Raw genomic sequence first — 23834 nt, forward strand, 5'->3', positions numbered from 1 at the left:
CACGCCGGTCCTGCCGCCGTCGCAACGGGACCGACGGCTCGTGTCGGTCGCCCGGGGGCGTCCGCGCGCCCGGAGCCCTCAGCGGCGGGCGCGCAGCGCGTCGAGCAGCTCCGCGCGCCCCTGGCAGCCGCGCACCAGCAGCTCGGTCACCTGGTCCAGCGCGCGCCGGTCGCCCATCTCGGCGACCTCCGCCAGCGCGATCGCCACCCAGCTCAGGTTCGTGGCCACGTCGACCAGCTCCCGCGCGACGTGCCGGGCGTTGTCGCGCAGGATCTGCGTCCACAACTCGGGGTCGCCCGCCGCGATCCGCGTCGTGTCGAGGCCACCCCGGCCCGTCAGCGCGAGCACCTCCGGCCTCGCGCCCCGCAGCGCCGCCGCCAGCGCGCTGGCGACCACGTGCGGCACGTGCGACACGAGGGCCACGGCGCGGTCGTGCTCGTCGGCATCCATCTCCAGCGGCGAGGCATCGCACAGCGCGACCAGTTCGCGGACGGTGTCCAGCGCCGCCGCCGCGGTGCGCGGCCCGGGGCACAGCACCCACGCCGCCCCGCGGAACAGCGCCTCGTCAGCCGCGTCCGGGCCGGATCTCTCGGCTCCGGCCATGGGGTGGCCCGGCACGAAGTCGGGCGTCCCGCCGCCGCGGCGCACGATCTCGCCCTTGGTGCTCGCCACGTCGGTGTAGAACGCGGCGAGCCGGCGCTCGCGCGCGTCCCGCAGGACCTCGGGCACCGCGCGGGGCGGCACCGCCACCACCGCCAGGTCCGCGGGCGACCCGCCGCCGGCGAGGGGTGTGCCCGCGCCTCGTGCGACGGCGGCGGCCAGCGCCCGCTCGTCGCGGTCCTCCAGCACGACGTGGACCCCGGCGGAGCGGGCGGCCAGCGCGATCGAGGTTCCGATCAGGCCGGTGCCCACCACCGCCAGGGTCCCGATCCGGGACGGCGTCACCGAGGACTCGCCGCGACGAGGTCGGGCCGCAGGGCGGCAGCACCACCCAGGTACACGTGCCGCACCTGTCGGGCGGGGTCGGGGACCACGACGTGCGCCATCGCCCGCACCACCCTCGGCAGACCGCCGGGCACCGCGATCTCGGTCGCGCACATCACCGGGACCCCGTCCAGGGGGCCGTTGCGCGCCGCGGTCGCGGGGTACGCGCTGACCAGGTCCGGTGTCACGGTGAACAGCACGCTGATCACCTCGTCGCGGGCCAACCCGTTCTCCGCCAACATCGCCTGGACCAGTGCGACCGTGCCCTCGGCGATCGCGTCGGGGGCGTCGAGGTCCACCTGGACCGCCCCGCGCACCGCGCGAACCGCGCCTGTCATCGGCTGCTCACCTCCGTGCGACTCACTCATCCAACAACTCCGGGTGGGAGGCGGTGATCTCCTCGTACAGCAACTGGAAGCTGAACCAGCCGAGCTGCCGGTCACCGAACCCGTGCTTGGCCGCCATCGCCTGGTCGTGGTTCATCGACTCCGGCTTGCCCGCCGCCGCCGCGAGCAGCTGCACCTGCGCGCAGCTGTCGTAGGTGAAGAACCAGTGCACGGCCTCCTCGATGGAGCCGCCCACCGTGATCAGCCCGTGGTGGCGCAGCAGGATCGCGCGCCGGTCGCCGAGCTTCTCCGCGATGTCCTGGCCCTGTTCGATCGCGATCGAGGGACCCCGGTAGTCGTCGTAGAGCACCTGGTCCTGGTAGAAGGCGGCCGACTCCTGGTCCAGCGGCTCCAGCAGGCGCCCCAGCGCGCCCAGCGCCCGGGAGTGCGCGGTGTGGGCGTGGGCGGCGGCCTCGGCGGCCGGGTTGAGCTCGTGGATCTTCGAGTGGATGACGAACGCGCTCGGGTTCACGGGGTGCGCGCCCTCGACGACCGTGCCGGTCGAGTCGACCAGGATCAGGTCCTTGACCCGCACGAGGTTGAACGAGACGCCGAACGGGTTGACCCAGAACCGGTCGTGGTGCTCGGGGTCGCGCACCGAGATGTGCCCGGAGATGCCCTCGCCGAACCCGTACTGGCCGAACAGCCGCAGCGCCGCGGTCAGCCGCTGCTTGCGGTGGCGGCGTTCCTCCTCGATCGTGCGCTGCTCGCGGTCGGGCATCGGCAGGCCGGTCCGGGTGTCGGCGAGGTAGCCCGGGGTCCTGTCTTCCACGGTGGTCATGGACGGTTCTCCTCACGTCGGTGTACGCCGCGGTGGGCGTCAGATCAACTGGAGGCTGTCGTCGTCGGAGCGGTCGGCGGGGACGAGCGCGGGCGTCGTCCAGCGGGCGCGCATCGACTCGACGATGTCGACGGCGCGGTCGACCAGCGACTGCACGCCGAAGGTGAAGAACAGGCTCCCGCGTGCCGGGTCGCCCAAGGCGTGCAGGCGCGAGTCGGCCACCCCGCCCGCGACCAGCTCGCTGGTGGCGCGCAGCACGCGCACGCCGCCGCGCGGGTGCGGTTCGGCGAGGCCTGCGGCGGCCAGGGACTCCAGCAGCGGCATCGCCGCGCCGGATCGCCGGTGCAGTCGCGCGTTCACCGCGTTGACCACGACCTCCGCCGCGGACTCCACCCCGTTGGCGGTCATGGTGAAACCGCCGCCGGGACGTGCCCGCACGTCGGTCACCCCGCGCACGAACTCGACCCGGCCCGCCTCGGCCAGCGACAGCAGCCGGGCCGCGCTGGCGGGCGGCATGGGGCAGCACAGGCTCATCACGGTCCGGTCGTGCTCGGCCATGAGCCATGTCCGCGCCGCCTCGTCGAGCAGGGGCCACACGTCGGGGCCCGCTTCCGGGACGGCCTGCTGGAGCACCCGCAGCGCGATGCTCGGGGAGTCGACCTCGGCCAGCCCGCGCCGCAACCGCTGCACAGGGTCCTCCCGGGTCATGGCGGCGATCTCCGCGCGCACCGGGGTGAGGTCCTCGCCGACCGAATTCAGCTCGGTCTCCATCAGCGACACCACCTCGGACAGCGTCACCGTCCCGCCCGCGGCGGCGATGCGCCGGAAGTGGGCGGGGGTGAAGTGCCGCAGCCTGTGGTGCACGGGCCGCTGACGCACGCCCGGCAGCACGCCGCGCCGGGAGACCAGGCGGATGCGGCCCTCGTGGCCGACGTGGTCCAGCCCGAGGACCACGTCCACCGCGGTCAGGCCGGAACCGACGACCACCACGTCGGCGTCGGGGGCCACGCGGGTCAGGGCGCTCGCGATCGGGTAGGGCTCGGCGATGAAACCCGCGGTCCCCGCGAGCCCGAACACGTCGACCGGTCTGCCCGCGCCGAAGCACAGGACGGCGTGGTCCACGGTGACGGCGTCCCCCGCCGAGGTGTGCAGGACCAACTCGTCCGGCCCCGACTCCGCCGCCCGGACCACGTGGTCCCGCACGATCCGCACGCCCCATCCGGCAGCCACCAGCGAGCGCAGCGCCGCTCGCGCGGACTGCTCCAGGTAGTCGCCGAACACCGCGCGCGGCACGAAGGTGGCGCCGCTGTGGGGATCCCGGTGCGCTCCCGCGCTGGACGTGAGCAGCGTCCGGCTCACCAACCAGTCGGCGAAGTGGGCTGTGTCGCCCGCTCTGACCGACATGTCCTCGGGCACGGCGTTGACCCTCACCACCTCGAGGTCCGGCTGGTACGGCCGACCCCGCCACAGGTGGCCGGACGGCTCGAACACCACGACCTCGCCCGGTGGCACGCCACCGTCCCGCGCCAAGGCGTCGAGCAGGCACACCGCCGACGCGCCCCCACCCACTACCGCGATTCTGGGAACTGATGACATGGCGACCCCGATATCCCTTCGCCGCGACCCGGCCGCATTCCGCGGTATGGCGTCGTGAATGAATTCGGCGCCCACCCTAGCCCCGTGCGGTCGGCCCCGGCTGGTGTTTGCGCGCGCGCCGCGTTGCGGAAGAGCGCAACGACCGCATCCGGGAATGGGACGATCGGCGTATTCCGTTTTCCCGTATCGCTGTTACGGTTGCCGCGGGGGACCTTGTCGCACGAAGTCGGCACACACCGTGACGGAGCATTGCGATGATCCTGGAAAGCGATGTGCGATCCGACGCTGCCTCGCGTCGCACAACCGGGCCGCCGATACCGCCCGGACCCGGGCGTCCGACTCGGGGCTCCACCCGACACCTCGGGCCGGTGCTGGCGTCCGTGCCGGCGTTGGACGCCGGTCCGCTGGGCGTCCCGATCCTCGACGGGGCCGGTCTGGGGGGCCGACTGGGCGTCGCGCTGTGCCTGTCCGGCGCGGTGGAGGTGAGCCAGGACGGTGTGGACACCGTCCTGCGCGAGGGACAGCTGACCTGCGTCGACGGGACCAGGCCCCACTGGCTCGCGGCGCTGGTGCCGTCGGTGCTGGTCGTCGTGGGCGCGGAGCACCACCGGGTCGGCCTGCCGCCCGAGGGCACCCGCGGGATGACCGCCGCGGCCTGGTCCGGCGAGGCCGGCGTGTACGGGCTGATGGCCGACACGGTCGGCTGCCTGGCGGCCGACCTGGACCGGCTCAGCGACACTGAGGGCAACGCCCTGGGGCTGATGATCCTCGACCTGATCGGCTGCCTGCTGGCCGAGCAGCTCCGGAAGCGGGCGGTCGAACCCGCCGGCGGCCGGCGGTTGCTGACCCTGAAGATCCTCTGCCACGTGCGGAGCAGGCTCGGCGACGCGAACCTGATGCCCGAGCACATCGCCCGGCACTTCGGCATTTCGCTGCGGTACCTGCAGGTCCTGTTCGCCGAGCTGGGCACGAGCCCCGCCCGGTGGATCCGGGACGAGCGGCTGAGCCGGCTGCGCGACGACCTGGCCGACGCGGGTCTGGACCACCTGCCGGTCAGCGTCCTGGGGGAGAAGTGCGGAATCCCCGGCGCGTCGCAGGTCAGCCGGCTGTTCCGGGCCACCTACGGGCTCACGCCGAGCGAGTACCGGCGTGCGCGGGAGGCGATTCGCGAATCCGCCGGCCGGTCTGCGCCCGGTGCGCACGCCGGACCGACGACGCCGGTTAATGTCGGCGAGCGGGTGAAATGTGGGCCCGAGTCCCGATGAGGAGTCCTGGCGTGGTCATCGTCATGCAGCCGAACGCGGCCGAGCACGAATTGCAAGGGATCGTCGAATTCATCTCCGGTGCCAACTGCGAGGCATTCGTCAGTCACGGCGTGAACCGCACCGTCATCGGCGTCGTGGGAGATGTGGAGCAATTCGACGAGCACCAGATGCGCAGTCTGCCGGGAGTGGCCGACGTCGTGCGCATCTCCGCGAAGTACAAATTGGTCAGCCGCGAGCACCACCCCCACCGCTCAACTGTGCGCGTCGGCGGGGTTCCCATCGGGCCGAGCACCGTGACGCTCATCGCCGGCCCGTGCGCGGTGGAGACCTTCGACCAGACGCTGGAGGCGGCCAAGATGGCCCGCGACGCCGGCGCGACCCTGCTGCGCGGTGGCGCGTACAAGCCGCGCACCTCGCCGTACGCCTTCCAGGGGCTGGGCCCGCTGGGGCTGCGCATCCTGGCCGAGGTGCGCGAGGCGACCGGCCTGCCGGTGGTCACGGAGGTCGTCAGCCCCGCGGACGTGGACATCGTCGCCGAGCACGTCGACATGATCCAGATCGGGACCCGGAACATGCAGAACTTCGCGTTGCTGCAAGCGGTCGGCGCCGTCGGCAAGCCGGTGATGCTCAAGCGCGGCATGAGCGCGACGATCGAGGAGTGGCTGATGGCCGCGGAGTACATCGCCCAGCGCGGCAACCTCGACATCGTGCTGTGCGAACGGGGCATCCGCACGTTCGAGTCGCAGACGCGCAACACCCTGGACATCTCGGCGGTGCCGGTCGCACAGCAACTGTCGCACCTGCCCGTGATCATCGACCCGTCGCACTCCGGCGGTCGCCGCGACCTGGTGCTGCCGCTGGCCAGGGCCGCCATCGCGGTGGGTGCGGACGGGATCATCGTCGACGTGCACGGCGCCCCCGACACGGCGTTGTGCGACGGCCCGCAGGCGCTGGTGCACGCCGACATCCCCCTGTTGGCCGCGGCGGTCGAAGACTTCGCCGCCGCGACCGGCCGCGAGGTGGCCCGGGCCGACCGGGTCGCGGTCTGACGGGGAGCGCGTGGACCACTTCGCCCTGGTGCTGCCCGAGGAACCGACCGCGGTCCGGCTGCTCAACACCCGGTGGTGGGACCGCGGTCGGCTCCGCGACGGCCTGGCGGAGCCCGAACACCTCCGGCGCTGGGTCGCCGCCGTCCGGCCGGAAGTGCCGGTCCAGGACGGCGACCTGGCGGCGTTCCGGAGCTTGCGCGACGCCCTGCACGCGCTCGTCGGCCACGCCCTGGGCGAGGACGTCGCCGCGGAGGAGCCGCTCGCGGTGGTCAACGCCGTGGTGGCGAACGCGCCGAGCCGGCCGGAGTACGTGCTGACCCCGGCCGGCGTCGCCCGCCGGACCGGCCGCGACGCCACCCCGGTCGAACGCCTGCTCGCCGACGTCGCCGAAGAACTGCTGGAACTGCTCCTCGCCGGCCGCCTGGCCCGGTGCCAAGCGCACGGCTGCGGCCACCTCTACACGCAAAAGCCCCGCCACCGCCAGTGGTGCTCGGCCAAGTGCGGCAATCGCGTCCGCGTCGCCCGGCACTACCAACGCCACCGCGAGGACGCGTGACCGCGTCGGCGGGTTCGACGATCGCCGCGCGGCGCCGCAGGACATCCGGGTCGTCCCGCCGCGTCGCGAACTACCCGCCCAATCCCTTTCGGGCGAAGTCGACGGCTTCGGCGAGCAGCGCCTGCCAGAGAGCCCGGTCGGGCTCGGGGATCGACACCCACTCCCGGAAGACCCGGCCGGCCGGCGCGAACGGTTCGCCGCGGCCGCTCTCGACCAGTTCGGCGACCCGTTCGCGAGGCAGCTTCACGACCAGGTGGCCGGTCTGGTCGTCGTAGGACGCCAGGAACCTCCCGGCCAGCCGCACGCACGGGTAGCCCATCATCGTGGCCCGGCCGATGGCGGGGTCGTAGAGCAGGTCGTCGGTGAGCGCGTCGTAGAGGTCGCGCGCGAGGTCCCCGTCGGATCGCTCCGACGGGGACGCGCGGTTGCGCTCGCGTGCCATCACGCCGCCGGCGGGCTGAAGATCCCGAACTGGTTGCCGGACGGGTCGCGCAGGTAGGCGAACGTCGGGGCGCCGGGTGCGGGGTCGAGGTGCTTGCTCACCACCGAGCCGCCGAGTTGTTCCGCGGCGGCGCACGTGGCTTCGACGTCGGCGACGAGGATGTAGAACACGGCGTGGCCGGGCTGCTGCCCGCCGGTGCCGAAGATGCCGCCCATCGGGCCGGCGGCGCCCGGTGCCGTGATGTTGCGGTAGTCCAGGCCGCCGGACGCCGCCGGGCCGTCGGCCTCGAAGGTCCAGTCGAAGAGGGCGCCGTAGAACTTCTCGGCGCCGTCCGGGTCGCTGGTGGCGACTTCGAACCAGGCGAGGGTGCCGGGAGCGGGAGCGGTCATGGGTGCCTCCTTGGTCGGGGTGGTTCACCCGCCGGAGCGGCGGGCGGCACCCACTTTCGCGGTGCTTCGCGACAGCCCTGTGTCGGTGTTTCGCGGAATGTCGGCGGGACGCAGCGCCGCCGCTGGCAGCTTCGTCTCGTGACCGTCCACGATGGGCTCGGGGACGGTGCCGCGCGGGCGTGGCGGCGTGGCGGTCCGCTCGGCCCGGGTGATGCGGTCGAGGCGGAACACCCGGTCTTCGGCGCGCAGGTGGCACCAGGCGGTGACGTACGAGCCGTGGGGGCCGACGACGATCTGGTGGGGTTCGACGTCGCGCTCGGTCTCGACACCGCCGACGTCGGTGTAGTGGATGCGCAGCACGTGGTTGTCGCGCACGGCCCGCCAGATCGTCTCGGCGACGTCTGAGTCGGGGCTCGGCGCCGGCAGCACGAGCAGCCTGACCTTGCCGGCGGTCGCGCGGGCCTCGTCGAGAGCCCGCTCGGGCATGGCGGCGACGATCTTCTGCAGGGCGCTGCGCGCGTCGCGGGCGAACAGGACGTTGTCGTCGCGGCTGAGCGCCACGGCGACGGCGGCGGCCTCGCGGGGCGTGAAGTTCAACGGCGGCAGGCTCATCGAGCGGTCCACTGTGTAGCCCCCGGTGCGTCCCTGCTTCGTCGCGATCGGGACGCCCGCCTGCCCCAGCGCGCTCAGGTCGCGCTCGATCGTCCGGACGCTGACCTCGAAGTGGGCGGCCAACTGCCGTGCCGTGCGCCCCCGCGAGCCGGCCGCCCGCAACTCCTCGACCAGGGCGTACAAGCGGTCGATGCGGTTCATGGCGGGAGCGTAGACGCGGGGTCCGACAGTCGCCGGACGTCTGGGCCGGGTGGCGGATCCGACGGTTCGGCGACGTCCGGCCACGGCGACGTCCGGCCACGGCGACGTCCGGCCACGGCGGCGGGTGCGGGCGGTGACGGGCGCCGGCGTCGGGCGGGTGCGTGTTCTGCTCAACGGCGGCTGGACGGTGTGGACGCGGTCTGCCACCAGGCGGTGGTCGTCGGGCACGGCCTGGACCCGCCCGACGCGCCCCGCTACGCCCACCACAACGACTTCGGCACCGCCGTCCTGCTCGCCGCGATGGCCGCCGCCGTGTCGCCCAGTTGGCGTTCCAGGTGGGTGATCTGGTGCGGTCAGCGACCGGTGCCGGAGGTCAGCGGTGGGTCGGTGAGAGCGGAGGGGTGGAGCACGTAGTGGCGTGGTGTCAGGGCCGCGGGGTAGCGGGGGAGTGCGGCCATGCAACGGTTGTGGGCGTCTTCCGGTGTGCGGACCTCGGGGGTGGCGGTCAGGTGGGCCACCAGGGGGGTGCCGTTCTCGGCGGGCAGGATTCGGCTGGTGGACGGTGCCAGGGCGTCGTCCAGCAGTGCCTGCACCTCGGTCAGGTCCACCCAGCAGTTGTCCACGAAGCGCCAGTTGTCGGGGCGGGTGATGGGCGGTAGGGCTATCGCTTCCCGCTGCCGCGCGGGGGTCAGGTCCGCGTGGGCCGCGGCGAGGAGCAGGCGCTCCACCGCCGAGAGCAGGGACTCGACCTCCTCCCGCGGGACCAGGCCGGTGTCGGCGGTCCAGACGTCCAGGACCAGGTGGGGCTCGACGCTGGTCAGGCCGAAGCGCAACGGGGTGCCGTTGCGGGGGGCCGGGCGCCAGCGGATCGTCGTCTCGTCGAGGGTGGGAGGTGCGGGGGCTCGGCGGGTGAAGGGGGTGTTGGGGCCGAACCACGACTCCGGCACCGTGCTGTTGAACAGCGGGTCGTAGCCGAACACCAGGCCGCGGTCGCGCTCGATCCGCTCGTCCGACGCCGCCCGTGCCGCGGCGTCGTACCGGCCGTGCCTGCTGGACTCCAGGACGGCCGTCCAGGTGTGCTTGACCAGGGCGTCGAAGTCGTGGTCCGCCACGTCCACGGCGGCCAGGCAGCCCTGGGCCAGGGTCCCCACGTACCCGGTCAGGGCGCGGTCGAAGCGGTTGCCCGACAGCAGGGGCAGGATCAGCTCCCGGTAGCCGGTGCGGTGGGACAGGACGGCGCTGATCGCCGCCAGGACGGTGCTGGAGCGGCTCGCCCTGGTCCGGGCGGCGATCCGGCGCAGCGCCCGACCCGCCGCCGGGGACGACATCTCCACCGCCACCGACTCGCCGGTGGCGCGGGCGCCGGGGAGCAGGTAGAGCGTGCGGGGGGTGCGGCGGGACATCGAGTCCAGGTAGGCGAGCGCCGCCCGCGCCCGGCGTCGTTCCAGCGGGGTGGCCTCGATCTCCGCCTGGTCCAGCGGTTGGCGACGCGGTGGGCCGACCTCGCGGAGGGACGGGGTGCCGGTCAGTTCCCGGAACTCGTGCTTGAGCACCTCGATCGCCGCCCGGTCCACGGCCATGTGGGAGAACTCGGCGGCGCAGGCCACCACCAGGTCGCCGCGCTCCGGGGCCACCGCCACCGCCAGGCGCACAGCGGGCCGCGTGCCGTCGGGGGTGTCCTTCAGCCACCGCAGGAGCGCCGACGCCGCCGCGGGCTGGTCGGATTCGTCCCACGTGCCTTCGCCCAGGGAGCAGACGACCACCGGGACCACCCCGGACGCCGCCACGGTCTGACGGGGGTCCTCACGGCCCGAGTACGAGGTGCGCAGGCCCTCGTGGCGGGCCACCAGGACGGCTACGGCCGCGGTCACGTCCGGAACGCGGACGCCTCGGGGCACCGGCATGTCCACGGCCAGGGTGGCGTGGAAGTGGTCCGGGGTCCGGATCAGCCAGCGCAGGATGTTGAGCTGCCCGAGGGCCAGCGGTCCTTCGCGGTGGCTCAGACCGGCGAACTCGACCGCCTCCGAGCGCACAGCGGTCAGTCGCACCCGTCGTTTCCGGGGCCGGGTGGGGGCGTTCATCGCGGTGCCGTGCGCAGTGCCGTGCGCAGTGCGGTCGTCAGGTCGCCCGCCTGGTGCCGGCGGACGGTCACGTCGTCGGGCCAGGTGTTCGCCGTCTCGCCGAAGACGTCGACCGGAGCGGTTGACGGCGACGGCCGCCACGCGGCGACGGCCCCGACCAACGCCGCACGCACTCGCGTCACCCGTGCCACGAACGCCGGTGTCGTGTCGGACGGGACCAGATCGCGTGCTTTCCAGTCCGCCAGCGCCTGCTCCGGGTCTGCGACGTCGGAGGTTCCCGCCTCGACCAGGCCGGGGTCGAGGTCGGCGATCAGGCGCACGTCCGGGAGCAGAGCGGCGACTTCGAAGGCGATCACCGCGCCCGCGCCCGCGCCGCCCAGGACGTAGGGGCCGGACGGGTGGGCGGCCCGGATCTCGTCGGCGTAGGCCCGGGCCAGGGCCGGCACCGAATCGACGGGCGCCGTGTCGCCGTACAGGCCGGGGGCCTGGAGGCCGTGCACCGCGCAGTCCTCGCCGATGTCCTGCGCGAGTCGGGCGTAGCGGGCCACTTGGCCGTCGTCGGGGTGGATCAGGAACAACGGGGTGCCGGCGCCGCTCTGGACGGGCACCAGAGGGCCCGCCAGGCGGCCGTTGTGCTCGCGCAGGGTCGCGGCGAGTGATTCGACCGTGGGGTGTTCCGCCATGACGTTCAGGGGTAGGCGGACGTCCAGTTCGGTGAGCACCGCGTTGATCACGCGGGCCGCGTCCAGCGAGTTGCCGCCTATGCCGAAGAAGTGCTCCCTGATGCCCACGCCGAAGCCGAGGACGTCCTGCCAGACGCGGGACAGCCAGAGCTCGACGGGGTCGCGGGGGCGGTGGTAGTCGGTGTCGACGGGTGTGTTCATCGGGGTGGTGCACCGCCCTCGGAGTCGGGAGACAGGCGCCAGCGCTGGATCTTTCCGGCCGCCGTGCGCGGGAGTTGGTCGACGAAGGTGAAGTGCTTGGGGATCTTGTAGCCCGCCAGCAGGCGTCCGCAGTGCGCGGCCAGCTCGGCTCGGCGGGCCGTCTTGTCCGGGCGCAGGACCACGTGCACGCCCACCACCGACCCGAGGCTTTCGTGGGGGACGGCCAGCGCCACGGCGTCGAGCACCGCGTGGTGGTGGCGCAGTGCCGCCTCCACCTCGTCGGGGTCCACCTTCTCGCCGCCCACGTTGATCGTGTCGTGCGCACGGGGTTCCAGGTACAGGTAGCCGTCCTCGTCGAGCCTGCCGCGGTCGCCCACGGTGGCGAAGCCGTCCGGGGTGGTGCGGACGGTCCTGCGGTCCAGGTAGTCGGCGCGGGTGATCGCGTTCGGGGTGCGCAGGTAGACGGTGCCGGGGGTGCCTGGCGGGGTCGGGCGTCCGGTGTCGTCTTGGATGCGGATCCGGGTGAGGACTCCGCGGCCCACGGTGCCGGGGCGGGACAGCCATTCGTCGCCGCGGGCCAGCGTCACGCCGATGCCCTCGGTCGCGCCGTACAGCTCGAAGACCCGCTTGGGGCCCAGTAGTTCGAGCCAGCCGCGTTTGGTGTCGTCGTCGCACTTGGCGGCGGTGTGGAGGATGGCGCGCAGGCTGTCGAAGTGGGCCGGGTCCGGGGTGGTCGTCAGGATCTCGCGCATGTGCGTGGGAGTCAGTTGCGCCCACTCGACGCCGTGTTCGCGGATAAGGTCGACAGTCCACTGCGGTGCGAAGAACCGTTGCAGCACAACGGTGTTGGCGTCGAGGATCGCGTCCACGAACGACGTGAACGGCGCGGCGTGGTAGAGGGGGCCGACGATCAGGTGCCGTTGGCCGGTGCGCCACCCCGTCTGCCGGATGGCCAACGACGGCGTTCTGCGCGGGTCGTAGCGCAGTGGGCCCGGTCGGGCGGCGATCTTGGGGATGCCCGTGCTCGCGCCGGTCGCCAGGAGGTAGGCGACGCCGTGGTCCTCCTGGTCGAAACGGGACTCCAGCTGCGACAGCAGGGCGTCTCGTTCGGCGGGTGGCGTCGCCGGGTTGAGCGGGAACACCGGCACCTCGGCCGCCAGGGCCGCGGCGATGGCGACGGCCGCGTCCACGGTGTTGGCGGCCTCCACGACGGAGTACGGGCCGGTTGTCCGGCCCGCGGTTTCCGTCACCCGGTCGGCGAACTCGCGCCACGACAGCGCCACCTCCGCCAGGTCGGCGTCGAAGCCGATCAGGGCGGGGCGGTCGGGCGCGTCGCGGGCGATGTCGGCGATCCGCCGGCGCACGGGGAGGTTCGTCGTCATCGGAGGACTTCCGCCAGGCGGCGCACGCTGGACGCGGTCATGAACTCGTAGACGTCGACGGGGCGGTCGAACTCGGCCTCGATGGCGGAGATGATGCCCAGGGCGGAGAGCGAGTCGCCGCCCAGCTCCAGGAAGTCGTCGGTCGCGCCCACGGCGCGCACGTCGAGCTGCTCGGCCCAGATGGCGGCGACGCGGCGTTCGACGTCGTCCCGCGGGTCCTCGAACAGGGTGCAGCGGCCGTCCGCCAGGGCCGCGGCGAGGTCGTCGGAGGTCACCGGCAGGGAGTCCACGACCAGCACGCCGACCGGACCGTCCACGTGCTGCCGGACGTGGTTGCGCAGCACCGTGCCGCTCAGGTATTCGGTGGACTCCACGGCGGCCACGACGACGTCGCGTCCTTCGTGGCGCACGACCGCCGCCTCCACCCGGCCGACGCCGGGGTGCGACTGCAACAGCTCGGTCACCCGGGACGGGGTCATGCCCGCACTCCTCTCAGGTGGGCGGTGACGTGGGCGCGCACCTGCTCGTCGCGCAGCAGCTCCCCGTGCTCCACGTCGAACACGGTCAGGTGAACGTCGCCGTCCACCGGCAGCGGGTGGTCCCGGGAGTGCACGAACTCGGGCTCGCCCGCCTTCAGCTCGAAGCGGCCCGCGGCGGCCAGGAGCAGGTAGTCCATGTAGGTGCGGAAGCCCTTGACCAGTTCGCCGCGGAAGTAGTCGTCGAGCGACAGGCGGGTGGCGACCGACCGCATCAGGTCGTCGTAGCGCGCGGCCAGGGCGTCGGCCACGAGGGGGAGGTCGTCGGGGTGCTCCTCGACCAGGGTGTCGGCGAGGGTCTGGGCGTCCTCCCGCTCCCGCTCGGTCAGGTGCTCGGCGGAGGCGTGGACGATGCCGCTGAACTCGCCCGCCAGGGAGCCCGCGCCGGTCCGCGCGGCGTCGAACAGCAGCACCCGCGGGGCGGGTTGCCGTTCGGCCACCGCGTCGGCCACGCAGGTGGCCAGCGACGCGCCGGCGCAGTAGCCCAGGACGGCGCGGACGGCGCCGCCGCGCGCCAGGGCCTCGTCCGCCCAGCGGGCGACCACCTCGTCCAGCGGGCCCGCGCCGATCCGCGCCACGTGGAGGAAGGAGGCGTCGACGGGCGAGGAGGCCGCCAGGTCGGGGAAGCCCGCCGACGCCCTCCCGCCGGGGAAGTCGAGGCACAGCACCAGGTCAGGTCCCCGGTCGGACAGTCGACGCCAACTGCTCAGCTCCACCGCCGGACCTCCCGATGACTTCGGCCAATGCCCGGTAGTCGACCTTCCCGCCGGGGGTGCGCGGGAGTCGGTCGACCTGCCGGAGGACAACGTGCCGGCTCGGCACGCCGAGCGAATCGGCCAATTGGCGTCGCTGCTGCTCGTGAACGGCGGCGTCGCCCGCGCCGACGAGGTAGACCACGTCGTCGTCGGCGATCACCGCGGTGGGGTGCTCCGGTCGTTCCACGGTGCGCTCCAGGTCGTCCAGGCTCGTGCGGACGCCGAGCACCTTGGCGATGCGCTTGGTGCGGCCGGTCAGGTACAGGTAGCCGTCACGCAGGTAGCCCAGGTCGCCGGTGTCCAGCACGTCCACTTCGGCGCCCCGGGCCAGGTCCTCCCGGCGGGACGCGTAGCCCAGCATCACGCCGGGCCCCCGGTAGCGCACCGCGCCCTCGCCGGGGACGGCCCGGGCGTGCGATGGGCCGGGGGCGATGGTGAAGACGCCGCCCGGCACGGCCCGTCCGACCGAACCGAGGCGCTCGGGCAGGTCCGCCGGGTCGAGCACGGCCATCCGGGACGTCGACTCGGTCTGCCCGTACATCGCGAAGAACCGGCCGCCGCGCCGCTGCATCATCCGCGCCAGCCGGGTGGTCAGCTCGTCGGCCAGCCGTGCGCCCGCCTGGGTCATCGTGCGGATCGCCGTGCGCTCCAAGAGGTTCACGTGCGACGGTCCGAACGCCGCGTAGGTGGTCGGCACGGCCGCCAACGACGTCACACCCGTGCGGGCCAGCCGGTCCCACGTCGCGAGCGCCAGCGGCGGGCTGTCGGAGAGCACGACGCTCGCCCCGGCGATCAGGTGGCTGTTGAGCACGGAAAGCCCGTAGGCGTGGGTGATCGGCAACGTCGTGGCGGCGCGCTCGGCCGCGGTGATGCCCAGGGCCTCCACGATGGCCCGGGAGTTGTCGGCGATCGCCGAGTAGGACAGCCTGACCGCCTTCGGGCTGCCCGTAGTCCCCGAAGTGGTGAGCAGGAGGGCCGTCTCGTCGGAGATCGGGGCGTGCGGGCCGGCGGAGGCGCGGCGGAAGACCGTTGTGCCGACCGGGGATTCGCCGGTCGGCCGGTAGCCGGCGGCGGTCAGGTCGTCGTGCCCGCCGGGCGCCGGGACGACGAAGTCCGGCCGGTAGGCGGACAGCACCTCGGCGGTCGCGGGAAGGAATGCGACCGTGTGGCCCAACCGCAGTGCGGCGAGATAGGCCAGCACCGTGGGCAGGTCGCGGTCGCCCGCGCACAACACGAGGGCCTTGTCGTTGTGCCGCAACGCTGTTCCGACCTGTCCCACCAGTGTGGACAGCTCGCCGTAGGTCAGCGCGCCACCGCCGGGCGGCACGACGGCGGCCGAGACCGACCGCGCGCCGGCGCCGGTCACCAGGTCCAGCGTGGTCGTCGCCATGCCGCACATTCTGTGGTCCCGAAGCGAGCGCGGTCCATAGCACCGGTTCGGCGAACGGTTGCTTGACGGCCACGACCCGATGGCAAAAAATCTCCCTTCACCGGCCGGGAAAGGGCGCGTGGACCATGACCGCTGAGATCCGCGACTTCCTGCTGGAGTCGCTCACCGAGATGAAGTACCCCACCGACGAGATCGACGAGGACACCGTGCTCGGCCCCGCGGGCGCCGACCTGGAGTCGCTGGCCCTGGCCGAACTCGCCCTGCGGGTGGAGGACCGCTACGGGGTGCGCTTCGAGGCCGACGAGGCCGATGCCTTCGCAGGCCTGACCGTCGGCGAGTTCTGCGCCGTCGTCGCCCAGCGGATCACCGCCTCGGCCGCGACGTGACCACGCGGGCAGCCGTCACCGGCATCGGGCTCGTCACGCCGGTCGGCACGGCGGTGGGCGAGGTGTTCGACGCCGTCTGCGCCGGCCGCTCGGGGCTGTCCGCACCACCGGAGGACCACGTGCTGCGCGGTGTCGTGGACGTCGCCGCGTTCGCCCCGCCGATCGCCGCGGACACCGTGATCCCGGCCAAGGAGGCCCGGTTCGTGGACCGGTCGATCGTGATGGCGCTGCGGGCTGCCGAAGACGCGTTGGCGGACGCGGGCCTCGAAGTGGGCCGCGACGTGGACCCCTACCGGGTCGCCGTCGTGGTGTCGGGCGTCGGCGGGCTGGACACGCTGGCCGACCAGGCGGTGCGGCGGTCGCGGCAGGGGCGGCTGGGCGTCAGCCCGTTCCTGCTGCCCGGCGTGCTGCCGAACATGGCCGCCGCGCGCACCGCGATCAAGTTCGGCATCCGCGGCTACACCTCGTCGGTCGGCACGGCCTGCGCGGCCGGCGGCCAGTCCATCGGGGAGGCGCTGCGCATCCTGCGCGCCGGCGAGGCGGACGTGGTGGTGTGCGGTTGCTCGGAGGCCCCGCTGTTCCCGACTCTCGTCGACGCTTTCGGCAACGCCTTGGCGCTGGCCAAGGGCTGGCCCGACCCGACGACAGCCAGCCGCCCGTTCGACCGCCGCCGCAACGGCCTGGTGCTCGGCGAGGCCGCGGGCGTGCTGGTGCTGGAACGGCCGGGGTTCGCGCGGGCGCGCGGCGCGTCCGTCCACGCCGACGTGCTGGGCTGGGGCGCGACGACCGACGCCTACCACCCCACCACGCCCCGCCCGGACGGCTCCAGCGCCGCGGCCGGCATGGAGATCGCGCTGCGCGACGCGGGCCTGACCGCCGCGGACGTCGACTACCTCAACGCGCACGGCACCGCCACCAAAGCCGGTGACGCCGCGGAGGCCAAGGCCATCACGAGCGTGTTCGGCGCCGCCATGCCGCCGGTGAGCTCGACCAAAGGGGTCACCGGGCACATGCTCGGCGCGTCCGGCGTGGTGGAGGCGGCCATCGGCATCGCCGCGCTGCGGCACGGGTTGCTGCCCCCGACGCACAACCTGGACGACCCGGACCCGTCGATCGACCTGAACCACATCCGGGACAAGGCCCTCGCCGCGCCCGCGCGCACCGTCATGTCCAACTCGTTCGGCTTCGGCGGCCACAACGTCAGCGTGATCCTCGGGCACGCCGATGCGTGAGCGCCGCGTCACCGTCCCGTTCTCCGGACCCGGCGCGGGCACCGCTCCCCTGACGTGGGGCCAGAAGGCGATCATGCGCGACATGCGCGCGACCGGCTGGCCGCACAACAACAGCGGCGCGCACCCGCTGCCCGAGGGCGTGACCGTCGCCGAGCTGGCGGCCCGGCTGGGCGAGATGATGTGCCGCCACCCCGCGCTGCGGATGAGGCTCGGCGTCGGCGACGACGGCGAGCCGTGCCAGGTGGTCGTGGAGTCCGGCGAGATCGACGTCGAGGTGACCGCTTTCGACGACGACGTGGACCCCGCCGAGGTCCTGAGGCACAGCCACAAGATCTGGTTCGAGTGGATGATGACCCCGTTCGACGGCCACACCCCGTGGCTGGTCCGCCTGGCGGTGCTGGAGCACCGCGGCCGGGCGGCGCACCTGGTGTTCGCGGTCAACCACCTCGTCGCCGACGGCACGGGCACGCTGCTGCTGATGACCGGCCTGGGCATCGGCGAACTGGCCGACCGCCGGCTGGACCCCGACGCCATCACCGCGCTGGACCTCGCGCGCCGCGAGCAGACCCCCGAGGCGCGGCGCATCAGCGACGGCGCGATGCGCTACTGGGCGGAACGGCTCCGGGACCTGCCGCGCGCGACCTTCGGGGAGCCGAGGTACCCGGAAGGACGGCTCGGGCACCGCTACTGGCACGGCCGGTTCAGCTCCTCCGCCGCCCACCTGGGGGTGCTGGCCATCGCCCGCCGCACCCGCACCGACACCGCGCGGGTGCTGCTGGCCGTGCTGGCCATCGCGATCGGCCGCGCCACCGGCGTCGACCCGCTCACCACCAACGTCATCGTCAGCAACCGGTTCCGGCCCGGCTTCGCCGACGTGATCGGCACGCTGAGCCAGAACTCGGTGCTGTCGCTGGACCTGCGCGGCACGGTGGACGAGGTGGTGGCGCGGACCCGGCACGCGGCGACGGCCGCGTGGATGCGCGCGTACTACGACCCCGACCAGCTCGACCGGCTGATCGCCTCCCTCGACGCCGAGCGCGGCCACCCGGCCGCGGTCACCTGCCGCATCAGCGACCTGAGGTTCAGCACCCGCCCGGACGCCGAGGAGCTGGCCGACGGCGACCCGGTCACCGAGGAGCAGGTGCGGGCCGAACTGCCCCGGACGTTCCTGTCCTGGGACGGCCACCTCGACGCGATGCCCGACCAGCTCTTCATCAGCGTCGAGGACCGCCCCGGCACGGTCCACCTCCAGATGGTGTTCGACATGGCCGTGCTCACCACCGACCAGGTGGAGACGATGCTCCACGCGGTCGAGGAGGTGGCGGTGGAAGCCGCGTTCGACCCGACGGCGCCCGCTATCGGTCCCACGTCACCGGCAGCTCCTCGAAGCTCCTGACCACCAGGCCGGGCTTGAGGCGCAGCTCCGACTCCGGCACGGCCAGGCGGAGGTTGGGCAGCCGGCGCAGCAGGCCGCCCAGCGCCTCCTGGAGTTCCATGCGGGCCAGGGGAGCGCCGATGCAGTGGTGCGGGCCGGCGCCGTACCCGATGTGCGGGTTGGGGGAGCGGGCCAGGTCGAGCCGGTCGGCGTCCGGGAACACCGACTCGTCGCGGTTGGCCGACACCACGGCGGGCAGCACGACCGAGCCCGCCGGCACCCGGACGCCGCCCAGGTCGACGTCTTCGAGGGTGACCCGGGGCATCAGGATGCCGCTCTCGCCGAGCTGGATGTAGCGGGTCAGCTCCTCCACGGCCACCGCGACGGCGTGCGGGTCGTCGCCGCGCAGGGCGGCGAGCTGGTCGAGGTGGCTGGACAGGACGGTGACGAACAGGTTGATCTGGTTGGTGGTCGACTCGTGGCCGCCGGCGAGCAGCCCGGCGGTGACGGAGACGAGTTCCCGCTCCGACAGCGAGTCCTCCCGGTCCCACGCGGCGACCAAGGCGCTCATCAGGTCGTCGCCGGGGTTCCCGCGCCGCTTCTCGATCAGCTCGCCGAACGCGGCCAGCGCGGCGCGCGGCGGGCCCGGGTCGGCCCGCCAGTCGCCGACCAGCGCGTCCGACCACTCCTTGACCCGGTCCTGGTCCTCGTCGGCCACGCCGAACAGCCCGCTGATCACGGCGATGGGCAGCGGCGCGGACACGTGCGCGCTCAGGTCCGCCCCGGGACCGGCCGCCACGAGGCGGTCGATCATGCCGTCCACGAGCCGGGCCACCATCGCGCGCATGTCCTCGACGCGGCGTGCGGTGAACGCGCTGCCGACCACGCGGCGGACCTTGGTGTGCAGCGGCGGGTCCATGCCCAGCAGCGAGTCGTCGGCCAGCGATCCCAGCTCCCACTCCGGGCCCTTCGGCCCGGTGGCCGCCGCGCGGCTGAACCTGGGGTCGCTGAAGACCTTGCGGACGTCCGCGTGCCGGGTCGCGAGGTAGGCGAGGGTGCCGTCGGGCAGTTCCACCCGCGGCACCGGGTCCTCGGCGCGCAGGCGCGCGTACTCCGGCGACGGGTGGTGCAGTGACGGCGAGGGCGGGAGCGGGAAGCGGATCACGGGCGGGCCCCTTCGGCGTAGGCGACGAGCTGGTCGACCACCTGGGCGGGGGTGGGCATGGCGTGGATGCGGTCGCGTAGCAGTTCCGCGGCCTCGCGCCACGGCCCGCCGTCCATCAGCGCGGCGACGCTGTCGCGCACCGACGCGATGTCGGGCTCCTCCAGCACCAGGCCCGCGCCGGACAGCAGCAGGCGTTCGGCGTTGAAGTGCTCGTCGCCGACCTGCGGCAGGACCAGTTGCGGCACACCGCAAACGAGCGCGGTCATCATCGTGCCCGCACCGCCGTGCTGGACGAACGCCGCGCTGCCGGGCAGCACCAGGCGCAGCGCGAGGGGCGTGTCGGCCACCCGCACGGTGTCGGGCAACGGGGGCAGCGCGTCGCGGTGGGCCTTGGCCACGGCGACGACCACGTCCGCGCCCAGGTCCGCCACGGCGCGGACGACGTCCGCGAGGTCGGCCCGCTCGGACAGTCCCGGCCCGGCGACCGTGCCGCCGGTGACGCACACGCGCGGGCGGCTCGGCGGTTCGTGCAGCCACGGCGGGAGGACGTGGGTGCCGTTGTAGGGCAGGTAGCGCATCGGCAGGCTCGGCACGGGCAGCGGCACCTGGAGCGGCGCGGGCACCGGGTCGATCATCAGGCCGCCCGCCACGCGCACGTCCGACGACGTGATCCCGAAGCGCCGTGCCAATGGACCGAAGACGCCCTCGTGGTCCCACGCGAGCGTGGAGCCGTGATCGGGTCCCCACAGGACCTGCGCGCCGGGCACGTCCAGCACCGCCGCCGCCACGGCCGCCGCGAGGTTGAACGGCTCCCACAGGACCAGGTCCGGCCGGAAGGACCGTCCGAACGCGACCAGGTCGTCCACCCAGGCGTCGGCCATGTGGACCACACCTCCGTCCGGGGTGATCGCCGGACCGTCCGGATCGGGCCTGCCGTCGCCGGTGCTGCCACCGATTTTGCCGATCCGGTCGGTGAACACGGCCTCGAAGTCCAGGTTCGGTCCGAGCGGCACGGCGACCAGGCCGGCCTCGTCCACGACCGGCGCGAGCCCCGGCTGCGTGGCCACCAGCACCTCGTGCCCGGCGGTCTGCAACGCCCACGCCACCGGCACCAGGCAGTAGAAGTGCGAACGCCAGCCCCACGTCGAGATCAGAATGCGCACCCGGCATGGTAACCCGCGCGGAGGGCGTGCGGAATCCGTTGACGCAGAGGGGTTTCGGGCGCAGTGTTATCCGCCGTGGCCGTCGTACCCGAACTGCGCCAGTACCCCTTCGAGCCGTTCACCGGCGAGCTGTCGCCGGAACTGCTCGGCATGATCGAGACCGACCCGGTGAGCCGGGTGCTGCTGCCCGACGGGGAGCCCGCGTGGCTCGTGCTGGACTACGCCGGGTGCGTCAAGGTGTTGGGCGACCCAAGGTTCAGCCGGGTGCTGCACCGGCCGCCGCCGGACCAGCCGCCGCTGCGCGACCTCAACCAGGACGGCGCGGCGCACGCGGCGGTGCGCCGGGTGGGCAGCCGCGCGTTCGGCGGTCGCCGCATGGCGCACTACCGGCCGCGCGTGCAGGTCCTGGTGGACGAGCTGGTGGACGCGATGATCGCCGGACCGCGGCCCGCCGACCTGATCAGCGGCCTCGTCGCGCCCCTGCCGCTGCTGGTGATCTGCGAGGTGATCGGTGTCCCGGCCGCCGACCGCGAGCAGTTCTACGGCTGGCTCGCGGGCCTGAACTCGGTGGTGGACTACAACTCCGCGGAGGCCGCGAAGTCGCTGTGGGTCTACCTGGCGGGGCAGTTGGCCGCCAAGCGGGTCGAGCCCGGCGACGACCTGCTGTCGGTGTGGCTGGAGGGCGGCGACGACCACGGCCTGTCCGACGAGGAGATCATCGTGCTGGCCATGGGATTGCTGCGCGGCGGCCTGGAGGTCGGCTCGACGGCCGCGGGCGTCCGGGTGCTGTTCCAGCACCCGGAGCAGATGGCGGAGCTGGTGCGGTCACCGGAGAAGATCCCCGCCGCGGTGGACGAGATACTGCGGTACACCGCAGTCAGCAGCATGTTCCGCGTGCAGGTCGTCACCGAGGACGTGACCGTCGGCGACGTCGCGATGCGCGCCGGGGACCGCGTCATGGCCGTGCCGTGGGTGGCCAACCGCGATCCCCGGATCTTCAGCGACCCCAACGTGTTCGACATCGACCGCGTGCCCCGCACGGCGCACCTGGCCTTCGGTTACGGGCCGCACTTCTGCCTGGGCACGGCCCTGGCCCGAATGGAGGTCGAACTGTCCATCGCGACGCTGCTGCGCCGCCTGCCGGGGCTCGCGCCCGCGATCCCGGTCGAGGAGCTGCCGTGGCGCCACGACCGGATCAACGGGGGCATCGCGGAGTTCCCGGTGGTGTGGCGGGAGGATCAGTAGCCTTCCACCGCGTTGACCCGATCGGGCCAGTACCGCTCGCCCGGCGCGGGCTGGTAGTGCTCCCAGCGCGGCGGGTTGCCCGTCGGCACGTCGCCCAGCACCGTGATGCGCTGCCCCCGGCGGCGTTCGCGGTAGTCGTTGACGGCGTAGTGCTGCGTCACCCGGTTGTCCCACATGGCCACGTCGCCGGGCTGCCAGCGGAAGCGGCAGGTGAACTGCGGACCCTCGGAGAACCGGAACAGGTACTCCAGCAGGGCATCGCTCTCGTTGCGCGACAACTGGGGGATGTGCGAGGTGAACAGGCGGTTGAGGTAGAGCGAGCGACGACCGGTCTCCGGGTGCACGCGCACCACCGGGTGCTCGGCGCGGCTGGAGAACTCGTCGCCCACGCGGATGGTGTGGATCGCGGTCAGGCCGTCCACCAGGTCGCGCAACGGGGCCGACAGCGACTCGTACACCAGGCACTGGTTGGTCCACATGGTGTCGCCGCCGCTGGGCGGCAGCTCGATCAGGTGCAGCACCGACGCGATCGGCGGACTCTCGTGGAAGGTCATGTCCGTGTGCCACACGTCGACCTTCGCGCCGTCCTCCGAGTCGATGACGACGATCTCCGGGTGGCCCTCCAGCCGCGGCAGGTACGGGTGCAGCTCCACCTCGCCGAAGCGGCGCCCGAAGTCGATGTGCGCCTGCGGCGTCAAGTTCTCCTGACCGCGCAGGAACACCACCTGGTGACGCAGCAGCCGATCACGGATCAGGTCGAACTGGTCGTCGGTCAACGTGTTCAGGTCGATGCCGCTGATCTCCGCGCCGAGGGCGCCGGACACCAGCCGGATTTCCGGGGCGGTCACACTCGTCATCGGGCCATTCTGTGCCACCGAAGGACATTGGTCCACGGGTTGACTGCGGTGGTGCGGTTCGGGACGCTGCGCCGATGGCGCCCGAGAACGCAGGGGAGCGCTTGGACGCGCTCACCGACCTGGTCACCCCGATGGCCGTGCGCACGGCGGTCACGCTCCGCGTGCCCGACCTGATCGCCGCCGGCACCACCGACTTGAACGAGCTGGCGCGGCGCTGCGGCGCCGACCGCGACGCGCTGGGCCGGTTGTTGCGCCACCTGGTCCACCGCGAGGTGTTCGCGGAGGTCTCCCCGGACGTGTTCGCGTTGACCGGATTGGGCGAACTGCTCCGCGACCGCGGCGACACCGGCTACGGCACGAGGTTCGACCTGGACGCCTTCCCGGCGCGGATGGACCTGGCCGCGCTGGGCCTGCCGCACGCGGTGCGCACGGGCGAACCGGGCTACGCGTCGGTGCACGGCCGCGACTTCTGGTCCGATCTGGACGCGACCCCGGAGTACCGCGCGCACTTCGACCGGCTGATGGCAGGCCTCCAGGCGTTCACCGCGCCGCAGGTGGCCAGGCTCTACCCGTGGCCGGAGGTGGGGCTGGTGGCCGACGTCGGCGGCGGGTCGGGCGCGCTGCTGGCCGAACTGCTGGCCGCGCACGGGCACCTGCGGGGGGTGCTGGTGGACCGGGCCGAGCCGGTGGCCACGGCGGCGGCGCGGTTCGCCGAGAACGGCCTGGGCGAACGAGTCGAGACGGTCGAGGGCGACTTCTTCCAGCCGCTGCCCGCGGGCGCGGACGTCTACGTCGTCTCGCGCGTGCTGACCGACTGGAACGACGCCTGCGCCGCGACGATCCTGCGCCGTTGCGCCGAAGCGGCCGGCCCGGACGGACGGGTGCTCGTGGTCGAGGTGCTGCCCACCGAGCCGCACGTGCCGCACCTGTCGCCGTTCGACCTCCGGATGCTGGTGGAGGTGGGCGGCCGGGAGCGCGACCGCGCGGCGCACGACGCGCTCGCCGCCTCGGTCGGACTGGCGCCCGCGCGGACGTTCGCGGGCTCAGATGGCTTGGCGCTCATGGAGTTCCGGGCGGTGTTGCGCTGATCGCCCTCTTGCCGGAGGGATTCTCCGCGCCTTA

General features: G+C 73.3%; 24 protein-coding genes and 1 pseudogene. 9 read left to right on the forward strand and 16 right to left on the reverse strand.

The window, feature by feature from the left end; all coding sequences use genetic code 11:
- Positions 1-78 precede the first annotated feature (78 nt).
- Genes RIN75_RS08755 through RIN75_RS08770 form a run of 4 tightly spaced genes read right to left on the reverse strand, consistent with a single transcriptional unit; the run spans position 79 to position 3720 of the window.
- Positions 79-945: a prephenate dehydrogenase/arogenate dehydrogenase family protein gene (locus tag RIN75_RS08755; RefSeq protein WP_309111306.1), complete on the reverse strand. Its 867-nt coding sequence runs from the start codon at positions 943-945 to the stop codon at positions 79-81.
- On the reverse strand, positions 942-1322 hold the full coding sequence (aroH, locus tag RIN75_RS08760) for a chorismate mutase (RefSeq protein WP_309111307.1): 381 nt from the start codon (positions 1320-1322) through the stop codon (positions 942-944). The genes RIN75_RS08755 and aroH overlap by 4 nt, the downstream gene beginning before the upstream one ends.
- Before the next feature lie 22 nt (positions 1323-1344).
- Positions 1345-2151 (reverse strand): class II aldolase/adducin family protein, encoded by an 807-nt coding sequence (locus tag RIN75_RS08765; RefSeq protein ID WP_309111308.1) that lies wholly within the window; start codon positions 2149-2151, stop codon positions 1345-1347.
- A gap of 39 nt (positions 2152-2190) precedes the next feature.
- Entirely contained in the window at positions 2191-3720 is a 1530-nt protein-coding gene (locus RIN75_RS08770; RefSeq protein ID WP_309111309.1) for an FAD/NAD(P)-binding protein, read from the reverse strand.
- A gap of 395 nt (positions 3721-4115) precedes the next feature.
- Here RIN75_RS08770 and RIN75_RS08775 point away from each other — a divergent pair, with 395 nt between their 5' ends.
- From RIN75_RS08775 to RIN75_RS08785, 3 genes are read left to right on the forward strand one after another with little or no spacing between them, the layout of a single operon-like run.
- Positions 4116-5012, forward strand: a complete 897-nt coding sequence (locus RIN75_RS08775) for a helix-turn-helix domain-containing protein (protein WP_309111310.1) — start codon at positions 4116-4118, stop codon at positions 5010-5012.
- 11 nt (positions 5013-5023) lie between these two features.
- The gene (aroF, locus tag RIN75_RS08780; RefSeq protein WP_309111311.1) at positions 5024-6061 is read left to right on the forward strand and encodes a 3-deoxy-7-phosphoheptulonate synthase; all 1038 of its coding nucleotides are present in this window, start codon (positions 5024-5026) and stop codon (positions 6059-6061) included.
- 10 nt (positions 6062-6071) lie between these two features.
- Positions 6072-6617, forward strand: a complete 546-nt coding sequence (locus RIN75_RS08785; protein ID WP_309111312.1) for an ABATE domain-containing protein — start codon at positions 6072-6074, stop codon at positions 6615-6617.
- Between the two features lie 70 nt (positions 6618-6687).
- Here the strand turns inward: RIN75_RS08785 and RIN75_RS08790 are convergent, their stop codons facing one another.
- Genes RIN75_RS08790 through RIN75_RS08800 form a run of 3 tightly spaced genes read right to left on the reverse strand, consistent with a single transcriptional unit; the run spans position 6688 to position 8261 of the window.
- Positions 6688-7059 (reverse strand): hypothetical protein, encoded by a 372-nt coding sequence (locus RIN75_RS08790; RefSeq protein WP_309111313.1) that lies wholly within the window; start codon positions 7057-7059, stop codon positions 6688-6690.
- Entirely contained in the window at positions 7059-7448 is a 390-nt protein-coding gene (locus RIN75_RS08795) for a VOC family protein (RefSeq protein WP_309111314.1), read from the reverse strand. Before RIN75_RS08795 ends, RIN75_RS08790 begins: the two co-directional genes overlap by 1 nt.
- A gap of 24 nt (positions 7449-7472) precedes the next feature.
- Complete coding sequence (locus RIN75_RS08800; RefSeq protein ID WP_309111315.1) at positions 7473-8261, reverse strand: YafY family protein; 789 nt, start codon at positions 8259-8261, stop codon at positions 7473-7475.
- A gap of 180 nt (positions 8262-8441) precedes the next feature.
- Between RIN75_RS08800 and RIN75_RS08805 the strand changes: the two are divergent.
- Positions 8442-8573: pseudogene (locus tag RIN75_RS08805) on the forward strand (NAD-dependent dehydratase); the annotation flags it as partial.
- Between the two features lie 41 nt (positions 8574-8614).
- On the opposite strand, the gene RIN75_RS08810 reads toward RIN75_RS08805, so the two are convergent.
- Genes RIN75_RS08810 through RIN75_RS08835 form a run of 6 tightly spaced genes read right to left on the reverse strand, consistent with a single transcriptional unit; the run spans position 8615 to position 15289 of the window.
- Positions 8615-10309, reverse strand: a complete 1695-nt coding sequence (locus RIN75_RS08810) for a hypothetical protein (protein WP_309111316.1) — start codon at positions 10307-10309, stop codon at positions 8615-8617.
- Positions 10310-10338: 29 nt separating this feature from the next.
- Positions 10339-11226, reverse strand: a complete 888-nt coding sequence (locus RIN75_RS08815) for a thioesterase domain-containing protein (RefSeq protein WP_309111317.1) — start codon at positions 11224-11226, stop codon at positions 10339-10341.
- Entirely contained in the window at positions 11223-12608 is a 1386-nt protein-coding gene (locus tag RIN75_RS08820) for an AMP-binding protein (RefSeq protein ID WP_309111318.1), read from the reverse strand. Before RIN75_RS08820 ends, RIN75_RS08815 begins: the two co-directional genes overlap by 4 nt.
- Positions 12605-13087, reverse strand: coding sequence for a phosphopantetheine-binding protein (locus RIN75_RS08825; RefSeq protein ID WP_309111319.1), 483 nt, complete (start codon positions 13085-13087; stop codon positions 12605-12607). Before RIN75_RS08825 ends, RIN75_RS08820 begins: the two co-directional genes overlap by 4 nt.
- Complete coding sequence (locus tag RIN75_RS08830; protein ID WP_309111320.1) at positions 13084-13860, reverse strand: hypothetical protein; 777 nt, start codon at positions 13858-13860, stop codon at positions 13084-13086. Before RIN75_RS08830 ends, RIN75_RS08825 begins: the two co-directional genes overlap by 4 nt.
- A complete protein-coding gene (locus tag RIN75_RS08835; RefSeq protein ID WP_309111321.1) occupies positions 13817-15289 on the reverse strand; it encodes an AMP-binding protein in 1473 nt (490 codons plus the stop codon). The genes RIN75_RS08830 and RIN75_RS08835 overlap by 44 nt, the downstream gene beginning before the upstream one ends.
- A 125-nt stretch (positions 15290-15414) precedes the next feature.
- Between RIN75_RS08835 and RIN75_RS08840 the strand changes: the two genes are divergently transcribed.
- From RIN75_RS08840 to RIN75_RS08850, 3 genes are read left to right on the forward strand one after another with little or no spacing between them, the layout of a single operon-like run.
- Positions 15415-15675 carry an acyl carrier protein gene (locus RIN75_RS08840; protein WP_309111322.1) on the forward strand — a complete coding sequence of 87 codons (261 nt, stop codon included), beginning with the start codon at positions 15415-15417 and terminating at the stop codon, positions 15673-15675.
- Positions 15672-16907 (forward strand): beta-ketoacyl-[acyl-carrier-protein] synthase family protein, encoded by a 1236-nt coding sequence (locus RIN75_RS08845; protein ID WP_309111323.1) that lies wholly within the window; start codon positions 15672-15674, stop codon positions 16905-16907. The genes RIN75_RS08840 and RIN75_RS08845 overlap by 4 nt, the downstream gene beginning before the upstream one ends.
- Positions 16900-18303: a condensation domain-containing protein gene (locus RIN75_RS08850; RefSeq protein WP_309111324.1), complete on the forward strand. Its 1404-nt coding sequence runs from the start codon at positions 16900-16902 to the stop codon at positions 18301-18303. Before RIN75_RS08845 ends, RIN75_RS08850 begins: the two co-directional genes overlap by 8 nt.
- Here the strand turns inward: RIN75_RS08850 and RIN75_RS08855 are convergent.
- Both RIN75_RS08855 and RIN75_RS08860 read right to left on the reverse strand, forming a co-directional pair.
- A complete protein-coding gene (locus tag RIN75_RS08855; protein WP_309111325.1) occupies positions 18263-19447 on the reverse strand; it encodes a cytochrome P450 in 1185 nt (394 codons plus the stop codon). The two genes, RIN75_RS08850 and RIN75_RS08855, sit on opposite strands and share 41 nt — an antisense overlap.
- Positions 19444-20610: a nucleotide disphospho-sugar-binding domain-containing protein gene (locus RIN75_RS08860; RefSeq protein WP_309111326.1), complete on the reverse strand. Its 1167-nt coding sequence runs from the start codon at positions 20608-20610 to the stop codon at positions 19444-19446. Before RIN75_RS08860 ends, RIN75_RS08855 begins: the two co-directional genes overlap by 4 nt.
- A gap of 75 nt (positions 20611-20685) precedes the next feature.
- On the opposite strand from RIN75_RS08860, the gene RIN75_RS08865 reads away from it, so the two are divergent.
- Positions 20686-21855, forward strand: a complete 1170-nt coding sequence (locus RIN75_RS08865) for a cytochrome P450 (protein ID WP_309111327.1) — start codon at positions 20686-20688, stop codon at positions 21853-21855.
- On the opposite strand, the gene RIN75_RS08870 is transcribed toward RIN75_RS08865, so the two are convergent.
- Complete coding sequence (locus RIN75_RS08870) at positions 21849-22712, reverse strand: TauD/TfdA family dioxygenase (protein WP_309111328.1); 864 nt, start codon at positions 22710-22712, stop codon at positions 21849-21851. The genes RIN75_RS08865 and RIN75_RS08870 overlap by 7 nt on opposite strands.
- A 74-nt stretch (positions 22713-22786) precedes the next feature.
- Here RIN75_RS08870 and RIN75_RS08875 point away from each other — a divergent pair, with 74 nt between their 5' ends.
- Positions 22787-23800: a methyltransferase gene (locus tag RIN75_RS08875; protein ID WP_309111329.1), complete on the forward strand. Its 1014-nt coding sequence runs from the start codon at positions 22787-22789 to the stop codon at positions 23798-23800.
- Positions 23801-23834 lie beyond the last annotated feature (34 nt).

It is taken from the genome of Saccharothrix sp. (genome assembly GCF_031180885.1).
Lineage (GTDB): Bacteria > Actinomycetota > Actinomycetes > Mycobacteriales > Pseudonocardiaceae > Actinosynnema.

Bases quoted from the DNA above. Each gene is read 5' to 3' on its own strand.
- RIN75_RS08765 (WP_309111308.1), bottom strand. From the start codon at position 2,151: ATGACCACCGTGGAAGACAGGACCCCGGGCTACCTCGCCGACACCCGG.
- RIN75_RS08875 (WP_309111329.1), top strand. From the start codon at position 22,787: ATGGCGCCCGAGAACGCAGGGGAGCGCTTGGACGCGCTCACCGACCTG.
- RIN75_RS08790 (WP_309111313.1), bottom strand. From the start codon at position 7,059: ATGGCACGCGAGCGCAACCGCGCGTCCCCGTCGGAGCGATCCGACGGG.
- aroH (WP_309111307.1), bottom strand. From the start codon at position 1,322: ATGACAGGCGCGGTTCGCGCGGTGCGCGGGGCGGTCCAGGTGGACCTC.
- RIN75_RS08825 (WP_309111319.1), bottom strand. From the start codon at position 13,087: ATGACCCCGTCCCGGGTGACCGAGCTGTTGCAGTCGCACCCCGGCGTC.
- RIN75_RS08840 (WP_309111322.1), top strand. From the start codon at position 15,415: ATGACCGCTGAGATCCGCGACTTCCTGCTGGAGTCGCTCACCGAGATG.
- RIN75_RS08835 (WP_309111321.1), bottom strand. From the start codon at position 15,289: ATGGCGACGACCACGCTGGACCTGGTGACCGGCGCCGGCGCGCGGTCG.
- RIN75_RS08815 (WP_309111317.1), bottom strand. From the start codon at position 11,226: ATGAACACACCCGTCGACACCGACTACCACCGCCCCCGCGACCCCGTC.
- RIN75_RS08870 (WP_309111328.1), bottom strand. From the start codon at position 22,712: ATGACGAGTGTGACCGCCCCGGAAATCCGGCTGGTGTCCGGCGCCCTC.
- RIN75_RS08795 (WP_309111314.1), bottom strand. From the start codon at position 7,448: ATGACCGCTCCCGCTCCCGGCACCCTCGCCTGGTTCGAAGTCGCCACC.
- RIN75_RS08800 (WP_309111315.1), bottom strand. From the start codon at position 8,261: ATGAACCGCATCGACCGCTTGTACGCCCTGGTCGAGGAGTTGCGGGCG.
- RIN75_RS08850 (WP_309111324.1), top strand. From the start codon at position 16,900: ATGCGTGAGCGCCGCGTCACCGTCCCGTTCTCCGGACCCGGCGCGGGC.
- RIN75_RS08820 (WP_309111318.1), bottom strand. From the start codon at position 12,608: ATGACGACGAACCTCCCCGTGCGCCGGCGGATCGCCGACATCGCCCGC.